This window comes from Nocardia tengchongensis, from assembly GCF_054781395.1.
This window is the reverse complement of record NZ_BAAGUM010000003.1, coordinates 286,678-300,356: the sequence shown is the minus strand read 5'-3', so window position 1 is coordinate 300,356 and position 13,679 is coordinate 286,678. Positions and strand designations below refer to the sequence as shown.

At 69.1% G+C, this 13,679-nt stretch carries 17 protein-coding genes; 11 read left to right on the top strand and 6 right to left on the bottom strand.

The window, feature by feature from the left end; genetic code table 11:
* Positions 1-41: 41 nt before the first annotated feature.
* Positions 42-1,016, bottom strand: a complete 975-nt coding sequence (locus ACYVKL_RS04270; RefSeq protein ID WP_460771096.1) for an alpha/beta hydrolase family protein — start codon at positions 1,014-1,016, stop codon at positions 42-44.
* 120 nt (positions 1,017-1,136) lie between these two features.
* Between ACYVKL_RS04270 and ACYVKL_RS04265 the strand changes: the two genes are divergently transcribed.
* The 3 genes from ACYVKL_RS04265 to ACYVKL_RS04255 all read left to right on the top strand — a co-directional run bounded on the left by ACYVKL_RS04265 (position 1,137) and on the right by ACYVKL_RS04255 (position 3,310).
* Complete coding sequence (locus ACYVKL_RS04265; RefSeq protein ID WP_379170949.1) at positions 1,137-2,315, top strand: winged helix DNA-binding domain-containing protein; 1,179 nt, start codon at positions 1,137-1,139, stop codon at positions 2,313-2,315.
* 214 nt (positions 2,316-2,529) lie between these two features.
* Entirely contained in the window at positions 2,530-3,042 is a 513-nt protein-coding gene (locus ACYVKL_RS04260) for a tellurite resistance TerB family protein (RefSeq protein ID WP_379170951.1), read from the top strand.
* 85 nt (positions 3,043-3,127) lie between these two features.
* Entirely contained in the window at positions 3,128-3,310 is a 183-nt protein-coding gene (locus tag ACYVKL_RS04255; protein ID WP_379170953.1) for a hypothetical protein, read from the top strand.
* Between the two features lie 82 nt (positions 3,311-3,392).
* Here ACYVKL_RS04255 and nadC read toward each other — a convergent pair whose 3' ends face one another.
* From nadC to nadA, 3 genes are all read right to left on the bottom strand, one after another.
* Complete coding sequence (nadC, locus tag ACYVKL_RS04250; RefSeq protein ID WP_379170955.1) at positions 3,393-4,253, bottom strand: carboxylating nicotinate-nucleotide diphosphorylase; 861 nt, start codon at positions 4,251-4,253, stop codon at positions 3,393-3,395.
* Between the two features lie 82 nt (positions 4,254-4,335).
* On the bottom strand, positions 4,336-6,012 hold the full coding sequence (locus ACYVKL_RS04245) for an L-aspartate oxidase (protein WP_379170958.1): 1,677 nt from the start codon (positions 6,010-6,012) through the stop codon (positions 4,336-4,338).
* Between the two features lie 32 nt (positions 6,013-6,044).
* Entirely contained in the window at positions 6,045-7,076 is a 1,032-nt protein-coding gene (gene nadA, locus ACYVKL_RS04240; RefSeq protein ID WP_379170961.1) for a quinolinate synthase NadA, read from the bottom strand.
* 76 nt (positions 7,077-7,152) lie between these two features.
* Between nadA and ACYVKL_RS04235 the strand changes: the two genes are divergently transcribed.
* The 3 genes from ACYVKL_RS04235 (at position 7,153) to ACYVKL_RS04225 (ending at position 9,008) form a co-directional block, all read left to right on the top strand.
* Positions 7,153-7,911, top strand: a complete 759-nt coding sequence (locus ACYVKL_RS04235) for an NUDIX hydrolase (protein WP_379170963.1) — start codon at positions 7,153-7,155, stop codon at positions 7,909-7,911.
* A gap of 94 nt (positions 7,912-8,005) precedes the next feature.
* Positions 8,006-8,500, top strand: a complete 495-nt coding sequence (locus tag ACYVKL_RS04230; protein ID WP_379170966.1) for a hypothetical protein — start codon at positions 8,006-8,008, stop codon at positions 8,498-8,500.
* A 19-nt stretch (positions 8,501-8,519) separates the two neighbouring features.
* Positions 8,520-9,008: a nucleotidyltransferase domain-containing protein gene (locus ACYVKL_RS04225; protein ID WP_379170968.1), complete on the top strand. Its 489-nt coding sequence runs from the start codon at positions 8,520-8,522 to the stop codon at positions 9,006-9,008.
* A gap of 11 nt (positions 9,009-9,019) precedes the next feature.
* Here the strand turns inward: ACYVKL_RS04225 and ACYVKL_RS04220 are convergent, their stop codons facing one another.
* A complete protein-coding gene (locus ACYVKL_RS04220; RefSeq protein ID WP_379170971.1) occupies positions 9,020-10,438 on the bottom strand; it encodes a DUF1254 domain-containing protein in 1,419 nt (472 codons plus the stop codon).
* Between the two features lie 126 nt (positions 10,439-10,564).
* Here ACYVKL_RS04220 and ACYVKL_RS04215 point away from each other — a divergent pair, with 126 nt between their 5' ends.
* A complete protein-coding gene (locus tag ACYVKL_RS04215) occupies positions 10,565-10,930 on the top strand; it encodes an iron chaperone (protein ID WP_379170973.1) in 366 nt (121 codons plus the stop codon).
* A 5-nt stretch (positions 10,931-10,935) separates the two neighbouring features.
* Here ACYVKL_RS04215 and ACYVKL_RS04210 read toward each other — a convergent pair whose 3' ends face one another.
* On the bottom strand, positions 10,936-11,457 hold the full coding sequence (locus ACYVKL_RS04210) for a hypothetical protein (RefSeq protein WP_379170976.1): 522 nt from the start codon (positions 11,455-11,457) through the stop codon (positions 10,936-10,938).
* Positions 11,458-11,570: 113 nt separating this feature from the next.
* Between ACYVKL_RS04210 and ACYVKL_RS04205 the strand changes: the two genes are divergently transcribed.
* The 4 genes from ACYVKL_RS04205 (at position 11,571) to ACYVKL_RS04190 (ending at position 13,431) form a co-directional block, all read left to right on the top strand.
* A complete protein-coding gene (locus ACYVKL_RS04205) occupies positions 11,571-12,065 on the top strand; it encodes a hypothetical protein (protein WP_379170978.1) in 495 nt (164 codons plus the stop codon).
* Between the two features lie 102 nt (positions 12,066-12,167).
* On the top strand, positions 12,168-12,482 hold the full coding sequence (locus tag ACYVKL_RS04200; protein WP_379170980.1) for a hypothetical protein: 315 nt from the start codon (positions 12,168-12,170) through the stop codon (positions 12,480-12,482).
* A 71-nt stretch (positions 12,483-12,553) separates the two neighbouring features.
* Positions 12,554-13,015, top strand: a complete 462-nt coding sequence (locus ACYVKL_RS04195) for a hypothetical protein (protein WP_379170982.1) — start codon at positions 12,554-12,556, stop codon at positions 13,013-13,015.
* A 2-nt stretch (positions 13,016-13,017) separates the two neighbouring features.
* On the top strand, positions 13,018-13,431 hold the full coding sequence (locus ACYVKL_RS04190) for a hypothetical protein (RefSeq protein WP_379170984.1): 414 nt from the start codon (positions 13,018-13,020) through the stop codon (positions 13,429-13,431).
* The last annotated feature ends 248 nt before the right edge of the window (positions 13,432-13,679 follow it).

Below are 13,679 nucleotides of genomic sequence, written 5' to 3'. Positions count from 1 at the left end.
AACGGCGAGCGATCACCGGGTGTACGGACGGTGAGCGGTTGTCACGCCGCGCATTTGGCGTTCGCCGGGGCGGGGGGTGCGGTGTTGACGCCCGCGCCGACGTCGATGAGGTAGTCGTGGTCGCCGCCCAGCGGTTCGCTGCCCTGCAGCAGTCGCATGACCGCGCAACCGGATTCGAAGAACACCGGATTGATGCCGTGATCGCCGGGGACCACGCGGCCCTGCAGATCGCGGCCGCTCACCACCGTGTACATCGACACCGGGTGCCCGGTGAGGGTGAGCGCGGCCCGCATCTCCAGCGACTGGGTGTAGGGCACCAGCGGATCGGCGGTGCCGTGCAGCAGGATCGCGCGTTTGACGTCGATGCGGTTGGTCATCAGCACCGGCGAGCGGTCCAGGTAGGCCTGCGGGCAGGTGAACGGGGTGCAGCCGCCCGCGTCGCGTTCGATCTCGGGGCGCAATCCCGGTCCGGCCGAACCGGATTCGAGCCAGGCCGTGACATCCCCGGCGTGACCGAAGGTGTCGACCCAGTAGTCGTAGGTGCCGGGCGGGGCGTAGGCGGCGGCCAGGCCGCTGGTGACGCCGCCCTGGCTCCAGCCCCACAGCACGGTCGGGCCGAGGCCGGGGTGTTCGCCGCGATACCACCGGGTGGCGGCGAGGGTGTCGCGCCAGCCCGCCCACACATTCCATTCGCCGGTGCGCCAGGTGCCGGTGTCGGAGCGCTGGTCCATGGTGACCAGGGCCGCGCCGGTGTTCTTGACGATCGAGGCCATGTAGTCGGGGAAGTCGCTCGCGCTGCCGGCGTGGCCGTGGACCGCCACGATGAGCGCGCGGGCCCCGCCCTCGGGTTCGTACACGCGGCCGGTCGCCGTCTCGCCGTCGACGGTCAGGCTGATCGGCCGCATGGACACGCCGTCGTCGGCCGCGCCCGCGATCCCGGGTAGCCCGACCATCGCCGCCGCGACCACACCCGCGACCACACCGATTACCCGCAACCCTCGCCGATGACCACGCACGTCCGGCATCGTCGCACGGGAGCGGGGCCCGGCCGGGAACCCACGCCGGGCCGGTACGCACACCGGATCGGGTGCGGCGAGGTGTGCCCGAATCCGGCTGCCGGCGGCTAGGATTCGCCCATGCGTTCGATGGATGCCGCCGAGCGGCGGGCTCGGCTCGGGGTGCGGCACCGCCTGGCGACGGCGGAGCGCGCCGACGCGGTGGAGTCGATCGTACGGTCCCTGGTGGTCCTGCACGCCACCGATCCGGCCACCGTGTACCTGTCGATCGCGGCGCGCTCGGCGGGCCTGGAACCGGGCCACATGGAGCGGGCGCTCTACGACGACCGGACGCTGCTGCGCCTGCTGGCCATGCGGCGCACCATGTTCGTCGCGCCGGTCGAGCTGGTGCCGACCCTGCAGGCCGCGGTCGCCGACGCGCTGGCGCACAAGCAGCGCAAGACCTACGGGGGCTACCTCGAGAAGGCCGGCGCGGTGCCGGGCAATGTCGTGGCGTGGTGGAACGAGGTCGAGGCGGAAACCCATGCCGCGCTGCTGACCCGGGGCGCGGCGACCGGGGCGCAGTTGAGCAAGGACGTGCCGCGGCTGCGGACCCAGGTGGACACCGCACCCGGCAAGCCGTACTCGAAACCGACCAACATCACGACCTGGGTGCTCGTCACGCTCGGCTGCGAGGGCCGGATCGTGCGCGGGCGGCCCAACGGGACCTGGGGCAGCAGCCAATACACCTGGTCACCCATCGAATCGTGGCTGCCGCAGGGCATTCCGGCACTGCCCGTCGAGCCCGCCCGCGCCGAACTGGTCCGGAAATGGTTGCGCGCCTTCGGTCCCGCGCCGGTGAGCGATATCAAATGGTGGACCGGGTGGACGCTGGGCGAGGTCCGCAAGGCGCTGGCGCGGGTGGACACCGTGGAGGTGGATCTGGGCGGCGAGACCGGCCTGGTGCTGGCCGACGATCTGGAACCGACGCCCGCCCCGGAGCCGTGGGCCGCGCTGCTGCCCGCGCTCGATCCCACGCCGATGGGCTGGCAATCGCGTGAGTGGTATCTGGGACCGCATCAGCCGGCGCTGTTCGACCGCAACGGCAATATCGGGCCGTCGGTGTGGTGGGAGGGACGCATCGTCGGCGGCTGGGCGCAGCGACCGGACGGCGACATCGTGTGGCGGCTACTGGAGGATGTCGGCGCCGACGCGGAGAAGGCGATCGCCGTCGAAGCCCAACGGCTGCGCGGCTTCTACGGTGAGGTCCGCCCGATCCCCCGCTTCCGGACTCCGCTCGAACGCGAACTCACCGCCTGACGCCGGCCCGCCGAGACGGTCGACGCCACCGCCCGCACCCGCGCCGAAGCAGGTTGCTGTGCGCGAGTATTCGGAGAATTTCTGCGGGACCCGTCCCGGCGGACTGTTACTGTCGACCGTGTTGTTCGCACGATCCGGGCCCGGCGGGAGCAATCGTTCGCACCGCGAACGCGGGGAGGTCCACGGGTTCGGCGAGGTCTTCGGAGTGTGTGTCATGGCGTTCTCGAATCGGCTGGTCTCCCCGGCTGCCCAGCGCACCGATCCGGCCGGCGTACCGCCCGGCGGATCCGCCGGCGCACCGTCCGTGCCGCCCGGTGCGAGCCCGCCCGGCGCGCGCGAGGACCGGTGGGGAACCGCCTTCCGCGATGCCGCGCTGGGCATGTGCGCGGTGTTGTCCGCGGTCGACGGGCGCATCGATCCGGCGGCGCGGATGCGGGTGGCGCAATTGGTCGGCGCGCACGAGATTCTCGGTCGCGGGCCCGCCGAGGAGCTGCGACATCTGTTCGAGGACAACTGCGCCCGGCTCATCATGGATCCGGCCTTCGGGCACGCGTACGTGATGGCGCAGATCGCCAAGGCCACCGAATTTCCCGAGCAGGCGGCCGCCGTGCTGCGCATCGGATCGACGGTGGGGCGAACCGACGGCGAACTCGGGGCACACGCGCTCACGGTGATTCGCGAGGCTTGTCAGGTGCTGCGTTTGGACCCAGTGGAATTCGGCGTGTAAAGCCCCCCTGGCTTTTGCTGGACATTGCCCGGAGCCGGCGCGCATCCTTGGGTCGTTTGCTGCCTAGCGAGGAGATTCACTCTGCATGGCGATCCAAGGGTTCCTCAACATCCTGCTCGACACCGTCCACCCCAATCGGGGCTGGCGGTACTGCGCCTGGTGCGAAGGCACCGGGGCCGCAGGCTGTTCCGAGATGGGCACAGCCATCCTGTGCACCGGCTGCGGCGGGATCGGCTGGCTGGTCGATCCGCCCGTCTACCGGCGCTGACCAGCCCGTCTCCCGGCCGCTCCCGGCACGGACGGCGGCGCACCCCCGAGCGAGTGGCACCTCGGGGGTGCGAGCGCCGAACTCACATATCCAGTCCGAGGTCCAGCACCCGGACCGAGTGGGTGAGCGCGCCCACCGCCAGGTAGTCGACGCCGGTGCCCGCGTAGTCCGCGGCCATGTCCAGCGAAAGTCCGCCCGAGGACTCCAGTTTGGTGCGCGGCGACCGGGTGTTGCGGCGCTGCACCGCCGCCTGGGTGGCCCACAACGGGAAGTTGTCCAGCAGTACCAGTTCCACGTCCTCGGCGAGCACGGCGTCGAGCTGCTCGAGGCTGTCCACCTCGACCTCGCACTCGATGTCCGGGTTCAGCTCCCGCACGGCGCGCAGCGCGGCGACCACCGACCCCGCGGCCACCACGTGGTTGTCCTTGATCAGCGCCGCGTCGCCCAGCCCCATGCGGTGATTGACGCCGCCGCCGACCCGCACCGCGTACTTCTGCAGGGCGCGCAGCCCCGGAAGGGTCTTGCGGCTGTCCCGGATTCGGCAGTCGGTGCCCTCGACGGCGTCCACCCACTGCGCGGTCGCGGTGGCGATGCCGGACAGGTGGCACACCAGGTTCAACAGCGTGCGTTCCGCGGTGAGCAGCCCGCGCGTCGGCGCGACCAGGCTGAGCACGGTGTCACCCGGCTGCACCCGGGTACCGTCCGGCACCCGGCCGGTGACCTCGTAGTTGCCCGCGCCCAGCACCTCGTCGAGCACCAGCAGCCCGACATCCAGGCCCGCCACCGTTCCCGGCTGCCGGGAAGCCATGCCCGCCTTGGCGATCGCGTCGGCGGGCACGGTGGCCATCGTCGTGATGTCGGGTCCGTAGCGCAGATCCTCATCGAGGGCATTACGGATCAGCGCGACCACTTCGTCGCGATCCAGTCCGGCGTCGAGAGCCATTACCGCACTCCTTGTTCGATGAGTTGTCCTACGCCCCGCGCGCTCTCGCGCGGGGCGGCACTGTCGTTCGCGGCGATCGGGTTCACGACGCGGCCGGGACGGCCACCTCGCCCCACGCGGGCGTCGGCGCGGCGTCGGTGACCAGCTTCGGCCGCCCGTCGGAGCCCAGCCGCACGGTGCTGCTGCGCCGCAGCTCTTCCCGTGGTTCCGGATGGTCCGAGCGGGTGTGGCAGCCGCGGCTCTCGGTGCGCGCCGCGGCCGCGACGAGCAGCGCCCGCGCGGTCAGGGTGAGCGCCGAATCCTCCAGCTCGCGAATGATCGCGGCCGCCGAATCCCGGTGCGCGGCGGCGGTTTCGGTCGCCGTGCGGCCGAGCGCCCACTCGACGGTGAGCTCGGGGGCCTCGTTGTCGGAGACCAGGCCGACCATGCGCAGGATGGCGGCGCGCAGGCCGTCGCCGTCGCGGAACACCGCCGCGTGCTCGGTCATCAACTCCTGCAGGAGCTTCCGGTCCGCGCGCGGGAACCGCAGCGGGCCCACCGCCGTGATCGGGGCGGCCACACCCTCCCGCTCGGTGGCCGCCATGCCCGCGCGTTCACCGACCACCAGCCCCTCGAGCAGGCTGTTGGAGGCCAGGCGGTTCGCGCCGTGCAGTCCGGTGCGGGCCACCTCACCGGCGGCGTACAGGCCGGGGACGGTGGTGCGGCCGTCGGTGTCGGTGAGGATGCCGCCGCACTGGAAGTGGGCGGCCGGGGCGACCGGGATCAGGTCGGTGGTGGGGTCGATGCCCGCGGCCAGGCAGGAGGCCGTGATGTTCGGGAAGCGTTGCGCGAAGCCGTCGATCGCGCGGGCGTCGAGGTAGACGTGATCGGTGCCGAGCTCCTGCATGCGGGCCGCGATGGCGCGGGAGACCACGTCGCGCGGGGCCAGGTCGCCGCGCGGGTGCACCCCCGCGGTCACCGAATTGCCTTCGGAGTCCACCAGAATCGCGCCCTCACCGCGCACCGCCTCGCTGATCAGCGGGCGGCGGCCGAGCCCGCCCGGCGTGAACAGCACGGTCGGGTGGAACTGCACGAACTCCAGATCCGACACCAGCGCCCCGGCCCGCAGGGCCAGCGCGACGCCGTCGGCGGTGGCGCCGGCCGGGTTGGTGCTGCACGCGTAGAGCTGGCCGAGGCCGCCGGTGGCGAGCAGCACGGCCGGGGCGTGCACGATGCCGAAACCCTGATCCGACACCGCGAGCACGCCGCGCACGCCGTCGGGTCCGGTCACGATGTCGAGCACGGTCGCGCCGAAGATCACCGGCAGGCCGGCGGCGTTCAGCGCCCGCTGCACCTCCGCACCGGTGGCGTCGCCGCCGGCGTGGATGATGCGTCGCGTGCTGTGCCCGCCCTCGCGGGTGCGCGACACTTCGCCGTCGCGGCCCTGGTCGAAGACCGCGCCCAGGTCGGTCAGCGCGGCGACCGCCTGCTGACCGCCCTCGACGATGGACCGCACGGCGTCGGCCTCACACAGTCCGGCCCCGGCGACCATGGTGTCGTGCACATGGGATTCCACCGAATCCCCGTGCGGCGCGACCACCGCGATCCCGCCCTGCGCGTACTGGGTCGAGGTGTCGGTGGGGCCGCCCTTGCTCAAGGTCAGGACGCGCAGCCCGTGCCGGGAGGCGGTGCGCGCGGCGGTCAGCCCGGCCACGCCACCGCCCACGACGACCAGATCGGCCTCTGCTTCCCAGGTGACCGAAATCGATGTGTTCACCATTGCTCATCCCTCCCCTGGCGGGGTGGACGTGGCTATTCGCCGCCGCCCGGGTTGCCGATCTCGATCATGCGCTGCACCGAATTGCGGGCCAGGGCAGCGGTTTCGGGGTCGACGTGGACCTCGTCGCGGTTCTCCACCAGGCAGCGGAGCAGGGCGGCGGGGGTGATCATCTTCATGTACTGGCAGGACGCGCGGTCGTTGACGGCCTGGAAGTCGATGCCGGGGGCGGCCTTGCGCAGCTGGTGCAGCATGCCGACCTCGGTGGCGACCAGGACCTGGTTCGATTTGGCGGCCTTGGCGGCGTCGATCATGCCGCCGGTCGAGAGGATGTGCACGCGGTCGGCGGGGAACTCACCAGCACCGGCCAGGTAGAGAGCCGAAGTGGCGCAACCGCATTCGGGGTGCACGAACAGCTCGGCGTCGGGGTGGGTGCGGGCCTGCTCGTTGAGCTCGTCGCCGTTGATGCCGGCGTGCACGTGGCACTCGCCCATCCAGATGTGCATGTTCTCGCGGCCGGTGATGCGCTTGACGTGCGCGCCCAGGAACTGGTCCGGCAGGAACAGCACCTCGCGGTCGGGGTCGATGGAGGCGACCACGTCGACGGCGTTGGAGGAGGTGCAGCAGATGTCGGTCAGGGCCTTCACCGCGGCGGTGGTGTTCACGTAGGAGACCACCAGCGCGTCCGGGTACTCGGCCTTCCAGGCGCGCAGTTCCTCGGCGCTGATCGAGTCGGCCAGCGAGCAGCCCGCGCGCTGGTCCGGGATGAGCACGGTCTTCTCGGGGCTGAGGATCTTGGCGGTCTCGGCCATGAAGTGCACGCCGCAGAAGACGATGGTGTCCTCGGGCGCCTCCGCGGCGATCCGGGACAGGGCCAGGGAGTCGCCCACGTGGTCGGCGATGTCCTGGATCTCGGGCAGCTGGTAGTTGTGCGCCAGGATGGTGGCGTTGCGCTCGCGCGCCAGCCGCTTGATCTCCGCCGCCCAATCGGGGGTGGCGTCCACACCTGAGTATCCCGACGGTCCGTCGACGATCCGATCGGTCAACGCGCCCACTGCTGCAGCCATGGCTGGCTCCTTCTCTCATGCGCCCGGCCACTTCGCCGATTCGCATCCACACGGTTTTCGACTTAGGATCGAAAACGTGGCCCATCGTAGCACTATCCACGAAACCCTCACCGCCGTGTTCCAGGTTCGTCGCTTCCCTGACACCGTCCGTGCAGGTGAGAGCGCTACGGATCGGAACAGTGCGGTTTCGGACCGGTGCCCGCCGGGGCAGCGCACCGAACTCGCGGTACTGCTGTGGGAGCGCGCCCTGGACCCTGCCAAGGGCACCTGGTCGCTGCCCGGCGGCCGCCTGCGCGACGGCGAGGACCTCGACGCGTCGGCCGCCCGCCAGCTCGCCGAGAAGGTCGATGTGCGCGAGCTGACCCACCTCGAACAGGTGTGGGTCTTCAGCGATCCCGACCGCGTCCCCGGCGACCGCCGCATCGCCTCGGCCTACCTGGGCCTGGTGCCCCTCACCGCCGAACCGGTGCTGCCGCCGGATACCCGCTGGCATCCGGTCTCCGACCTGCCGACCATGTCCTTCGACCACGGCACCGTCGTTCGCCACGCCCGAAATCGCCTGGCCGCCAAGCTCTCCTACACCAATATCGCCTTCGCCCTGGCGCCCGCCACCTTCACCATGTCCACGCTGCGTGAAATCTATTGCGCCGCCCTCGGATACGACGTGGACACCACCAACCTGCAGCGAGTCCTGACCCGCCGCAAGGTGATCACCCCCACCGGCGACACCACCTCCCCCGGCCGCGCAGGCGGCCGCCCCGCCGCCCTGTACCGCTTCACGGACACCGAGATCCGGGTCACCGACGAGTTCGCCGCGCTGCGCCCACCGAGCTGAGCCCCCAGTTCTGGTGGCGACGGCGCGGCTAACGCGAAATACGTTGCGCCCGATAGTGAAATGAGACGACCAAGATTGCTATCGAAGGAGAGCCATGCCCGCATCACTGCGCATCGGAACCGCCCTCGCGGGAGCGGCCCTGACCGCGGCCGCCGTATCGATCTCCGGATCGGCGGTGGCGAACGCCGAGGCCGTGGTCGCCGATCCGAGCGCCTATCTGGTGGGCGACACCGTGTACTTCAGCTACGGCAACATGGCCAGCTGCGCCATCAAGCCCAACGGTGACGTCGGCTGCGACGCGACCGGTTACGACCTGCGCTGGTACGGAATGGCGGTCACGAATCTGTCCATCGACGCCGCCTTCCTGCCCGCCCACCCCGCGCTGGGACCCATCGGCGTACACGGCCGCTCCGGCAGCCCCGCGCTCACCGGCGGCGGCCCCACCCCCGGCTCGAACTCCCCCTACGGGCCCGACGCCACCATCTCCTACGGCGGCGCGACCTGCAACGGCAGCGGCTTCCGCGGCGTGATCTCGTGCACGTCCAAGGGGCACCACTTCAACTTCGGCTTCGTCACCGACTACAACTGATCCCCCGTACGCTCGGCTCATGCACGCCGACGACGTCCTGGCCGTCCACCGCGCCTGCGCCCGCGCCGGGATCACCATCTGGATCGACGGCGGCTGGTGCGTGGACGCGCTGCTGGGCGAGCAGACCCGCCCGCACGGCGACCTCGACATCGCGGTGCGCCGCGGACAGGACGATCGGGTGCGTGAAATCCTCACGGGGATGGGCTATCTCGCCACGCCCGGACCGAACGACTCGGCGTGGAATTACGTGATGGCCAAGGATCCGGACAGCTCGGTCGACATTCACGTGTTCGACCACGACGCCGACGGCCGGGTCAGCTACGGCATCGCCTATCCCGCCGAATCACTGACCGGCACCGGCAGCATCGGCGGCGAGCAGGTCTCCTGCATCGCCGCCGCCTGGATGTTCAGCTTCAAGACCGCGTACCCGCCGGCCGCGAAGGACCGCGCCGATGCGCGGGCCCTCGCGGCCGAATTCGGTTTCGCGCTGCCGGATTCACACCGGTAGCCGGCGGACGGTCAGGGCGCCGCTTTCACCGCCGGCGGATTCCAGGTGCCGTCGATGACCTTGTTGTCGGGCCAGTACAGGCGCAACAGCAGGTTGAAATCGGCGGAGTCGGGAGCCGGGAGCCAATTGGCCTCGCGCTCGGGACCCGGATTCTGGCTCTGGATATAGATATCGACCGAGCCATCGGGGTTCTTCTGCAGACGCTCCCCACGCACCGCGAAGCGGTTGATCGGGTTGGCGATGAAGAAGCCCTTGTCGTTGTACATCGTGACGGACCAGAAGGCGTGCACCGGCGGAATCTGGTCGGCGCTGAAATGCAGGACGTGATTGCGGCCCGAGTTCAACTGGGTGCCGTCGGCGTCGACATTCGTTTTCGGGTAGATCGCGTCCTCGGGCAGGTTCGCGCCGAGTCCGAAGTAGGCGATCTGGGCTCGGCGGCCGTAATCCGTTCCGTAGCTGCCCATTCCGGTGCGGGCGGCGCTCCAGCCATTGACCGGCTTGACGTCCAGATCGCCTTCGATCTTGGCGATCGCCTTGGGCCAGGCGTCTTCCCAGGTCTTGCGGTCGGAGTCGGACAGCTGCGACAGGTCGAGCTTCTTGTCCGGCGTCCACCCCGCCTTCGACAGCTGGGCGAGCAGGTCCTTGTCGTCGGGCAGCGTCTGATTGTGCGACAGGCTGGAGTAGTACAGATCCCAGTACTGCTGGGGTGTCAGGTTGTGCAGGTAGGCGCCGACCTCCTGACCTTTCGGCCAGTCCGGGTGCAGGTCGGTGTTCTCCGGCGGCGTGTACGGCGTGCCGTAGGCGCTCAGCGGGACCGCGGTGAGCTGCTGCTGGATCGCGGTCACCGCGGGGATGTCCTCGGGACCGTTGACCTGGATGCGGCCGATGATCCACCCGCCGTCGGTCGGCATCTTGTACTGGTGCACGCCGTCGGGCAAAGTGCCGTGCCAATTCGGGCCGGTGATGGCGAACTGGTAGCCGTGATTCGGGCCGAGGGTGCGGGTGCCCGGTGCGGCCTGCACGTTGGTCCACATGTCCAGGATCGGGAACAGGTGGTAGCGATCGCCCATGTCGGGGACCGTGATCACCAGCGGCTCCCGGGACACGTCGAAGAGCATCGACGAATAGAGGGTGTCCACATTCGGGCGCACGACGGCGGTGAACGACGCGTCGGGCAGGAACGCCATATTGGCGAATTGATTCGTCGGCGCCTGCCCGCGACCGTTCGGGGCCGGCAGGTTCGTCGACTGCCGGCGAGTCACCTCCATCGACGCCAGCGAATAGCTGTAAACATAAGCTTTGACCGCCGCATCCTCGGTGACGCCGGATTCGGATGTGGAATTCTTCGAGCAGGCCGTCACCCCCACCGCGACCATCGCCGTGACCACCAGTGCAGCAATGACTTTGCCGTTACGAGATCTCGAACTCACAAGCCCCTCCTCAGGGTCCCGGATCGATCGACCTGCATTTGCCGAAATTTTGCTACCGCAAAATGGAGGTTAGCGTGAATAAATCGCCTTACGCAAGACGGCTACCTATCCGCATACCCTGGGCGCATGCCACGGAGCGCAGCGAGCACTGTCGATGAGTACCTGAGCGAACTGCCCGACGACCGGCGGCCGGTGATGACCGAGATTCGGGACCTGTGCCGGGAGATCCTCGCCGATTTCCGGGAGGACATGCAGTACGGGATGCCCGTCTACGAACGCGACGGGGCCGCGGAAATCGCCTTCGCCAGCCAGAAGCAGTACATCTCGTTCTATCTGATGCGCAGCGACCTGCGCGAGACCTTCAGCGAGCAATTGGCGGGCCACGATATGGGCAAGGGCTGCCTTCGATTCCGCAGAGCCGGGACCGTCGATCTCGCCCTGCTCCGCGCGATCCTGGAGGCGACAGCCGCACAGCGCGGCACGATCTGCTGACCGAGCTACCAGCGAATCATCGGCAACGGACGCAGCGGATGGGTCAGCGCATACGACGCGGCCCGGCGGGCGAGGTAGGCGTGAAAGCCGACGTAGGGCAGTTGCGCCACAACGGATTCGACGTCGGCGCGCCCCAGCGGACTCCGCAGCAAGCCCCGGCTGGCATCGATGCGGTCCGCGATCCGGAAGGTCTCGCCGAGGCGGTCGTCGATGCGCCGCAACCGGTGGTGATCGAGGACCAGACGACGAGTTCCCTCGACATCGTCGATACCGAATTCGGCGGCATGGGTGGTGACCAGATCAGCGGAAGGGGCCAAATAGTCCCAGGTCCCGGCGGTCCAGACACCCAGATCATGGACAGCCCAGGCCAAGGCCGCCGCATCGGGCACCGGATCCCGCAGCAGCAGTCGCTGATAGTTCAGCCCGCGCAGCACATGATTCCGATACGGATCCAGAGATTCGCCGAGTTCACCCCGGTACCGATCGAGCACGGCATCCACGATCGGATGAGCTGTCTGCACCTGCACGATTCCCCCTGACTTCTCCACGGGACTGCAGCGGAGATTACACCCCAACCCCCGAAAAGCGGGGGCCCCGAAAGTTCTTGTGAAATAGGGGCGATTCAAAAATACTCTCCGGCATGAACACCATGAAGACCAGTCGCTACGCCGCGATGGGGGTCGCGATCGCGGCCGCCGCGGCCGGGCTCTCGACCGGAACGGCCACGGCCGCAACGGGTCCCGTCTCGATCTGGATCGGCCCCGGTCCCGACCTGCTCTCCTGTAAGGCGACAACCCAGAAGTGTGCGGTGACCGCATACACGTCCGACATGTCCACCCCGGTCACCATCACCGTCAATGGCAAGACCATCGCCTCCGGCGTGCCGGTGCCGAGCTCGGGCACCGCCGCTTCCGGGCAGTTCTCGACCATGTGGGTCCCGCAGACCGTGGGAACCAACACGGTCACCGTCCAGCAGGGCGGCAACTCGGATTCGGCCACCCTCCAGATCATGGACAACAACTCACCCGAAGCCTTCGCCCAACGAACCGAAGCGTTCCTGCAGGCGCAAGTCTGCAAGACGGGCAGCTCCTCCATGTCCGCCGGTTGCATGAACGGCACAGGGGGCGTCCATTGAAAACGATCGCACGCACGTGCCGCGTTCGGAGCCGCCCTGCTGACCGCGGCCATCCCGCTGTCGGCCGGAACCGCGGCCGCCCAGAACATCCAGATCGACCTGATGTACACGGACCCGGGCCGCTACAGCTGTGAACTGTCCACCGAAACCTGCTGGATCTCGGTCGTATACCTGACCGACCTCACCACGCCGGTCACCATCAGCGTCGACGGCACCGTCATCGGCACGCCCACCCCCGGGACGGGCTGCTGGTGCACCCCCGAAACCGCATGGATCCCACCGAAAGGCGGCCGCTACACCCTGACCGCCACCCAGGGCTCCCAGACAGCCACGAAAACCGTCACCATCGGCGACTACAACGGCCTGCAGGGCATCGTGCAGCGCTACCTGGGTATCGATACCGGCAGCGGCAGCTGACCCGCGGGCCCCCGGAACTGGGGTCACCGAAAGTCATGTGAAGCAAAGGCAATTCACAAATACTCTCGGCAATGAAGATCAAGAGAACAGGCCACTACGCCGCGGTGGGCGCCGCGCTGGTCGCGGCGACCCTGCAAGCCTCGAGCGGGATGGCAACCGCCTCGACGGGAGCGGTCAGAGTCTGGACATCCGGTGGCCCCGACGAACTCTCGTGCAAGGCGACCACGCTGCAGTGCACGCTCACCGCCTACGTGCTCGACTCCTCCGCCCCGGTAACCATCAGCGTGAACGGGACCGTGATCATGACCGGCCGGCCCGCGCCGGACCCCTATGCCGCGCCCGCGGGGAAGCTCACGGCCACCTGGATCCCGCAGAAGGTGGGCGTGAACACGATCACCGCACAACAGGGCGCCGAGTCGGACTCGATCGCCATCCAGATCATGGACAACAACGGGCTGGACGCGTTCCTCGAGCGCAATCACATCGCCTGCAAGACCGGCAGCGGCGGCTGCCCTCCGATCGGACACCAATGACGATGACCATGCGCCGGGCCGCGATCGCGGCCGCATCGCTGACCGCGGTACTCCCACTGTCGATCGGCACCGCCGGCGCCGCTTCGGACAGCAGCATCAGCCTGGACAGCGGCAGCCCCGATAATCTGGGATGCCAGGTGACCACGGAGACCTGTCTGCTCTCCACCTTCGCCCTGCCGGACTACACCACCCCGGTCACCTTCAGCGTCGACGGCACCGTCCTCGGCACCTCCCCCATCAATCCCAATTGCCACTGCCCCTACCCGGTCGAGTGGATCCCGCAGAAGGCGGGCCGGTACACCGTGACCACCAAGCAGGGCACCCGGAACGACACGCTCACCGTCACGATCGTCGATTACAACTCACCGCAGGCCTTCGTGAAGCGCTACATCGGGCCCTACGCCGGGAGCAGCTGATCCCCGACCGAGGCCCGCCGCGCTGCCGCTCGGCTAGTCGTCTCGGGAACGGCCGCGATGTTTGGTCGTGCGCCGGTAGCGACGAGCGCTCGGAATAGGCTGGGCCGCATTGGATCTGCGGAGCTCGTGGCGCTGACGCCAGGCGGTGAGATCCGGGCGTTCGGCGGACGCGGAACCATCGTCCGGCGCCGGCTTGCCGGGTGGTGCGGTCTTCATGGGTCCCCCCGAGGTGATGCGAATCCGTTGGA

Coding starts and splice junctions, on each gene's coding strand:
- ACYVKL_RS04255 (WP_379170953.1), top strand. CDS start 3,128: ATGGCGATCCAAGGGTTCCTCAACATCCTGCTCGACACCGTCCACCCC.
- ACYVKL_RS04225 (WP_379170968.1), top strand. CDS start 8,520: ATGCACGCCGACGACGTCCTGGCCGTCCACCGCGCCTGCGCCCGCGCC.
- ACYVKL_RS04200 (WP_379170980.1), top strand. CDS start 12,168: ATGTACACGGACCCGGGCCGCTACAGCTGTGAACTGTCCACCGAAACC.
- nadC (WP_379170955.1), bottom strand. CDS start 4,253: ATGGCTCTCGACGCCGGACTGGATCGCGACGAAGTGGTCGCGCTGATC.
- ACYVKL_RS04245 (WP_379170958.1), bottom strand. CDS start 6,012: ATGGTGAACACATCGATTTCGGTCACCTGGGAAGCAGAGGCCGATCTG.
- nadA (WP_379170961.1), bottom strand. CDS start 7,076: ATGGCTGCAGCAGTGGGCGCGTTGACCGATCGGATCGTCGACGGACCG.
- ACYVKL_RS04195 (WP_379170982.1), top strand. CDS start 12,554: ATGAAGATCAAGAGAACAGGCCACTACGCCGCGGTGGGCGCCGCGCTG.
- ACYVKL_RS04205 (WP_379170978.1), top strand. CDS start 11,571: ATGAACACCATGAAGACCAGTCGCTACGCCGCGATGGGGGTCGCGATC.
- ACYVKL_RS04215 (WP_379170973.1), top strand. CDS start 10,565: ATGCCACGGAGCGCAGCGAGCACTGTCGATGAGTACCTGAGCGAACTG.
- ACYVKL_RS04265 (WP_379170949.1), top strand. CDS start 1,137: ATGCGTTCGATGGATGCCGCCGAGCGGCGGGCTCGGCTCGGGGTGCGG.
- ACYVKL_RS04230 (WP_379170966.1), top strand. CDS start 8,006: ATGCCCGCATCACTGCGCATCGGAACCGCCCTCGCGGGAGCGGCCCTG.
- ACYVKL_RS04260 (WP_379170951.1), top strand. CDS start 2,530: ATGGCGTTCTCGAATCGGCTGGTCTCCCCGGCTGCCCAGCGCACCGAT.
- ACYVKL_RS04190 (WP_379170984.1), top strand. CDS start 13,018: ATGACCATGCGCCGGGCCGCGATCGCGGCCGCATCGCTGACCGCGGTA.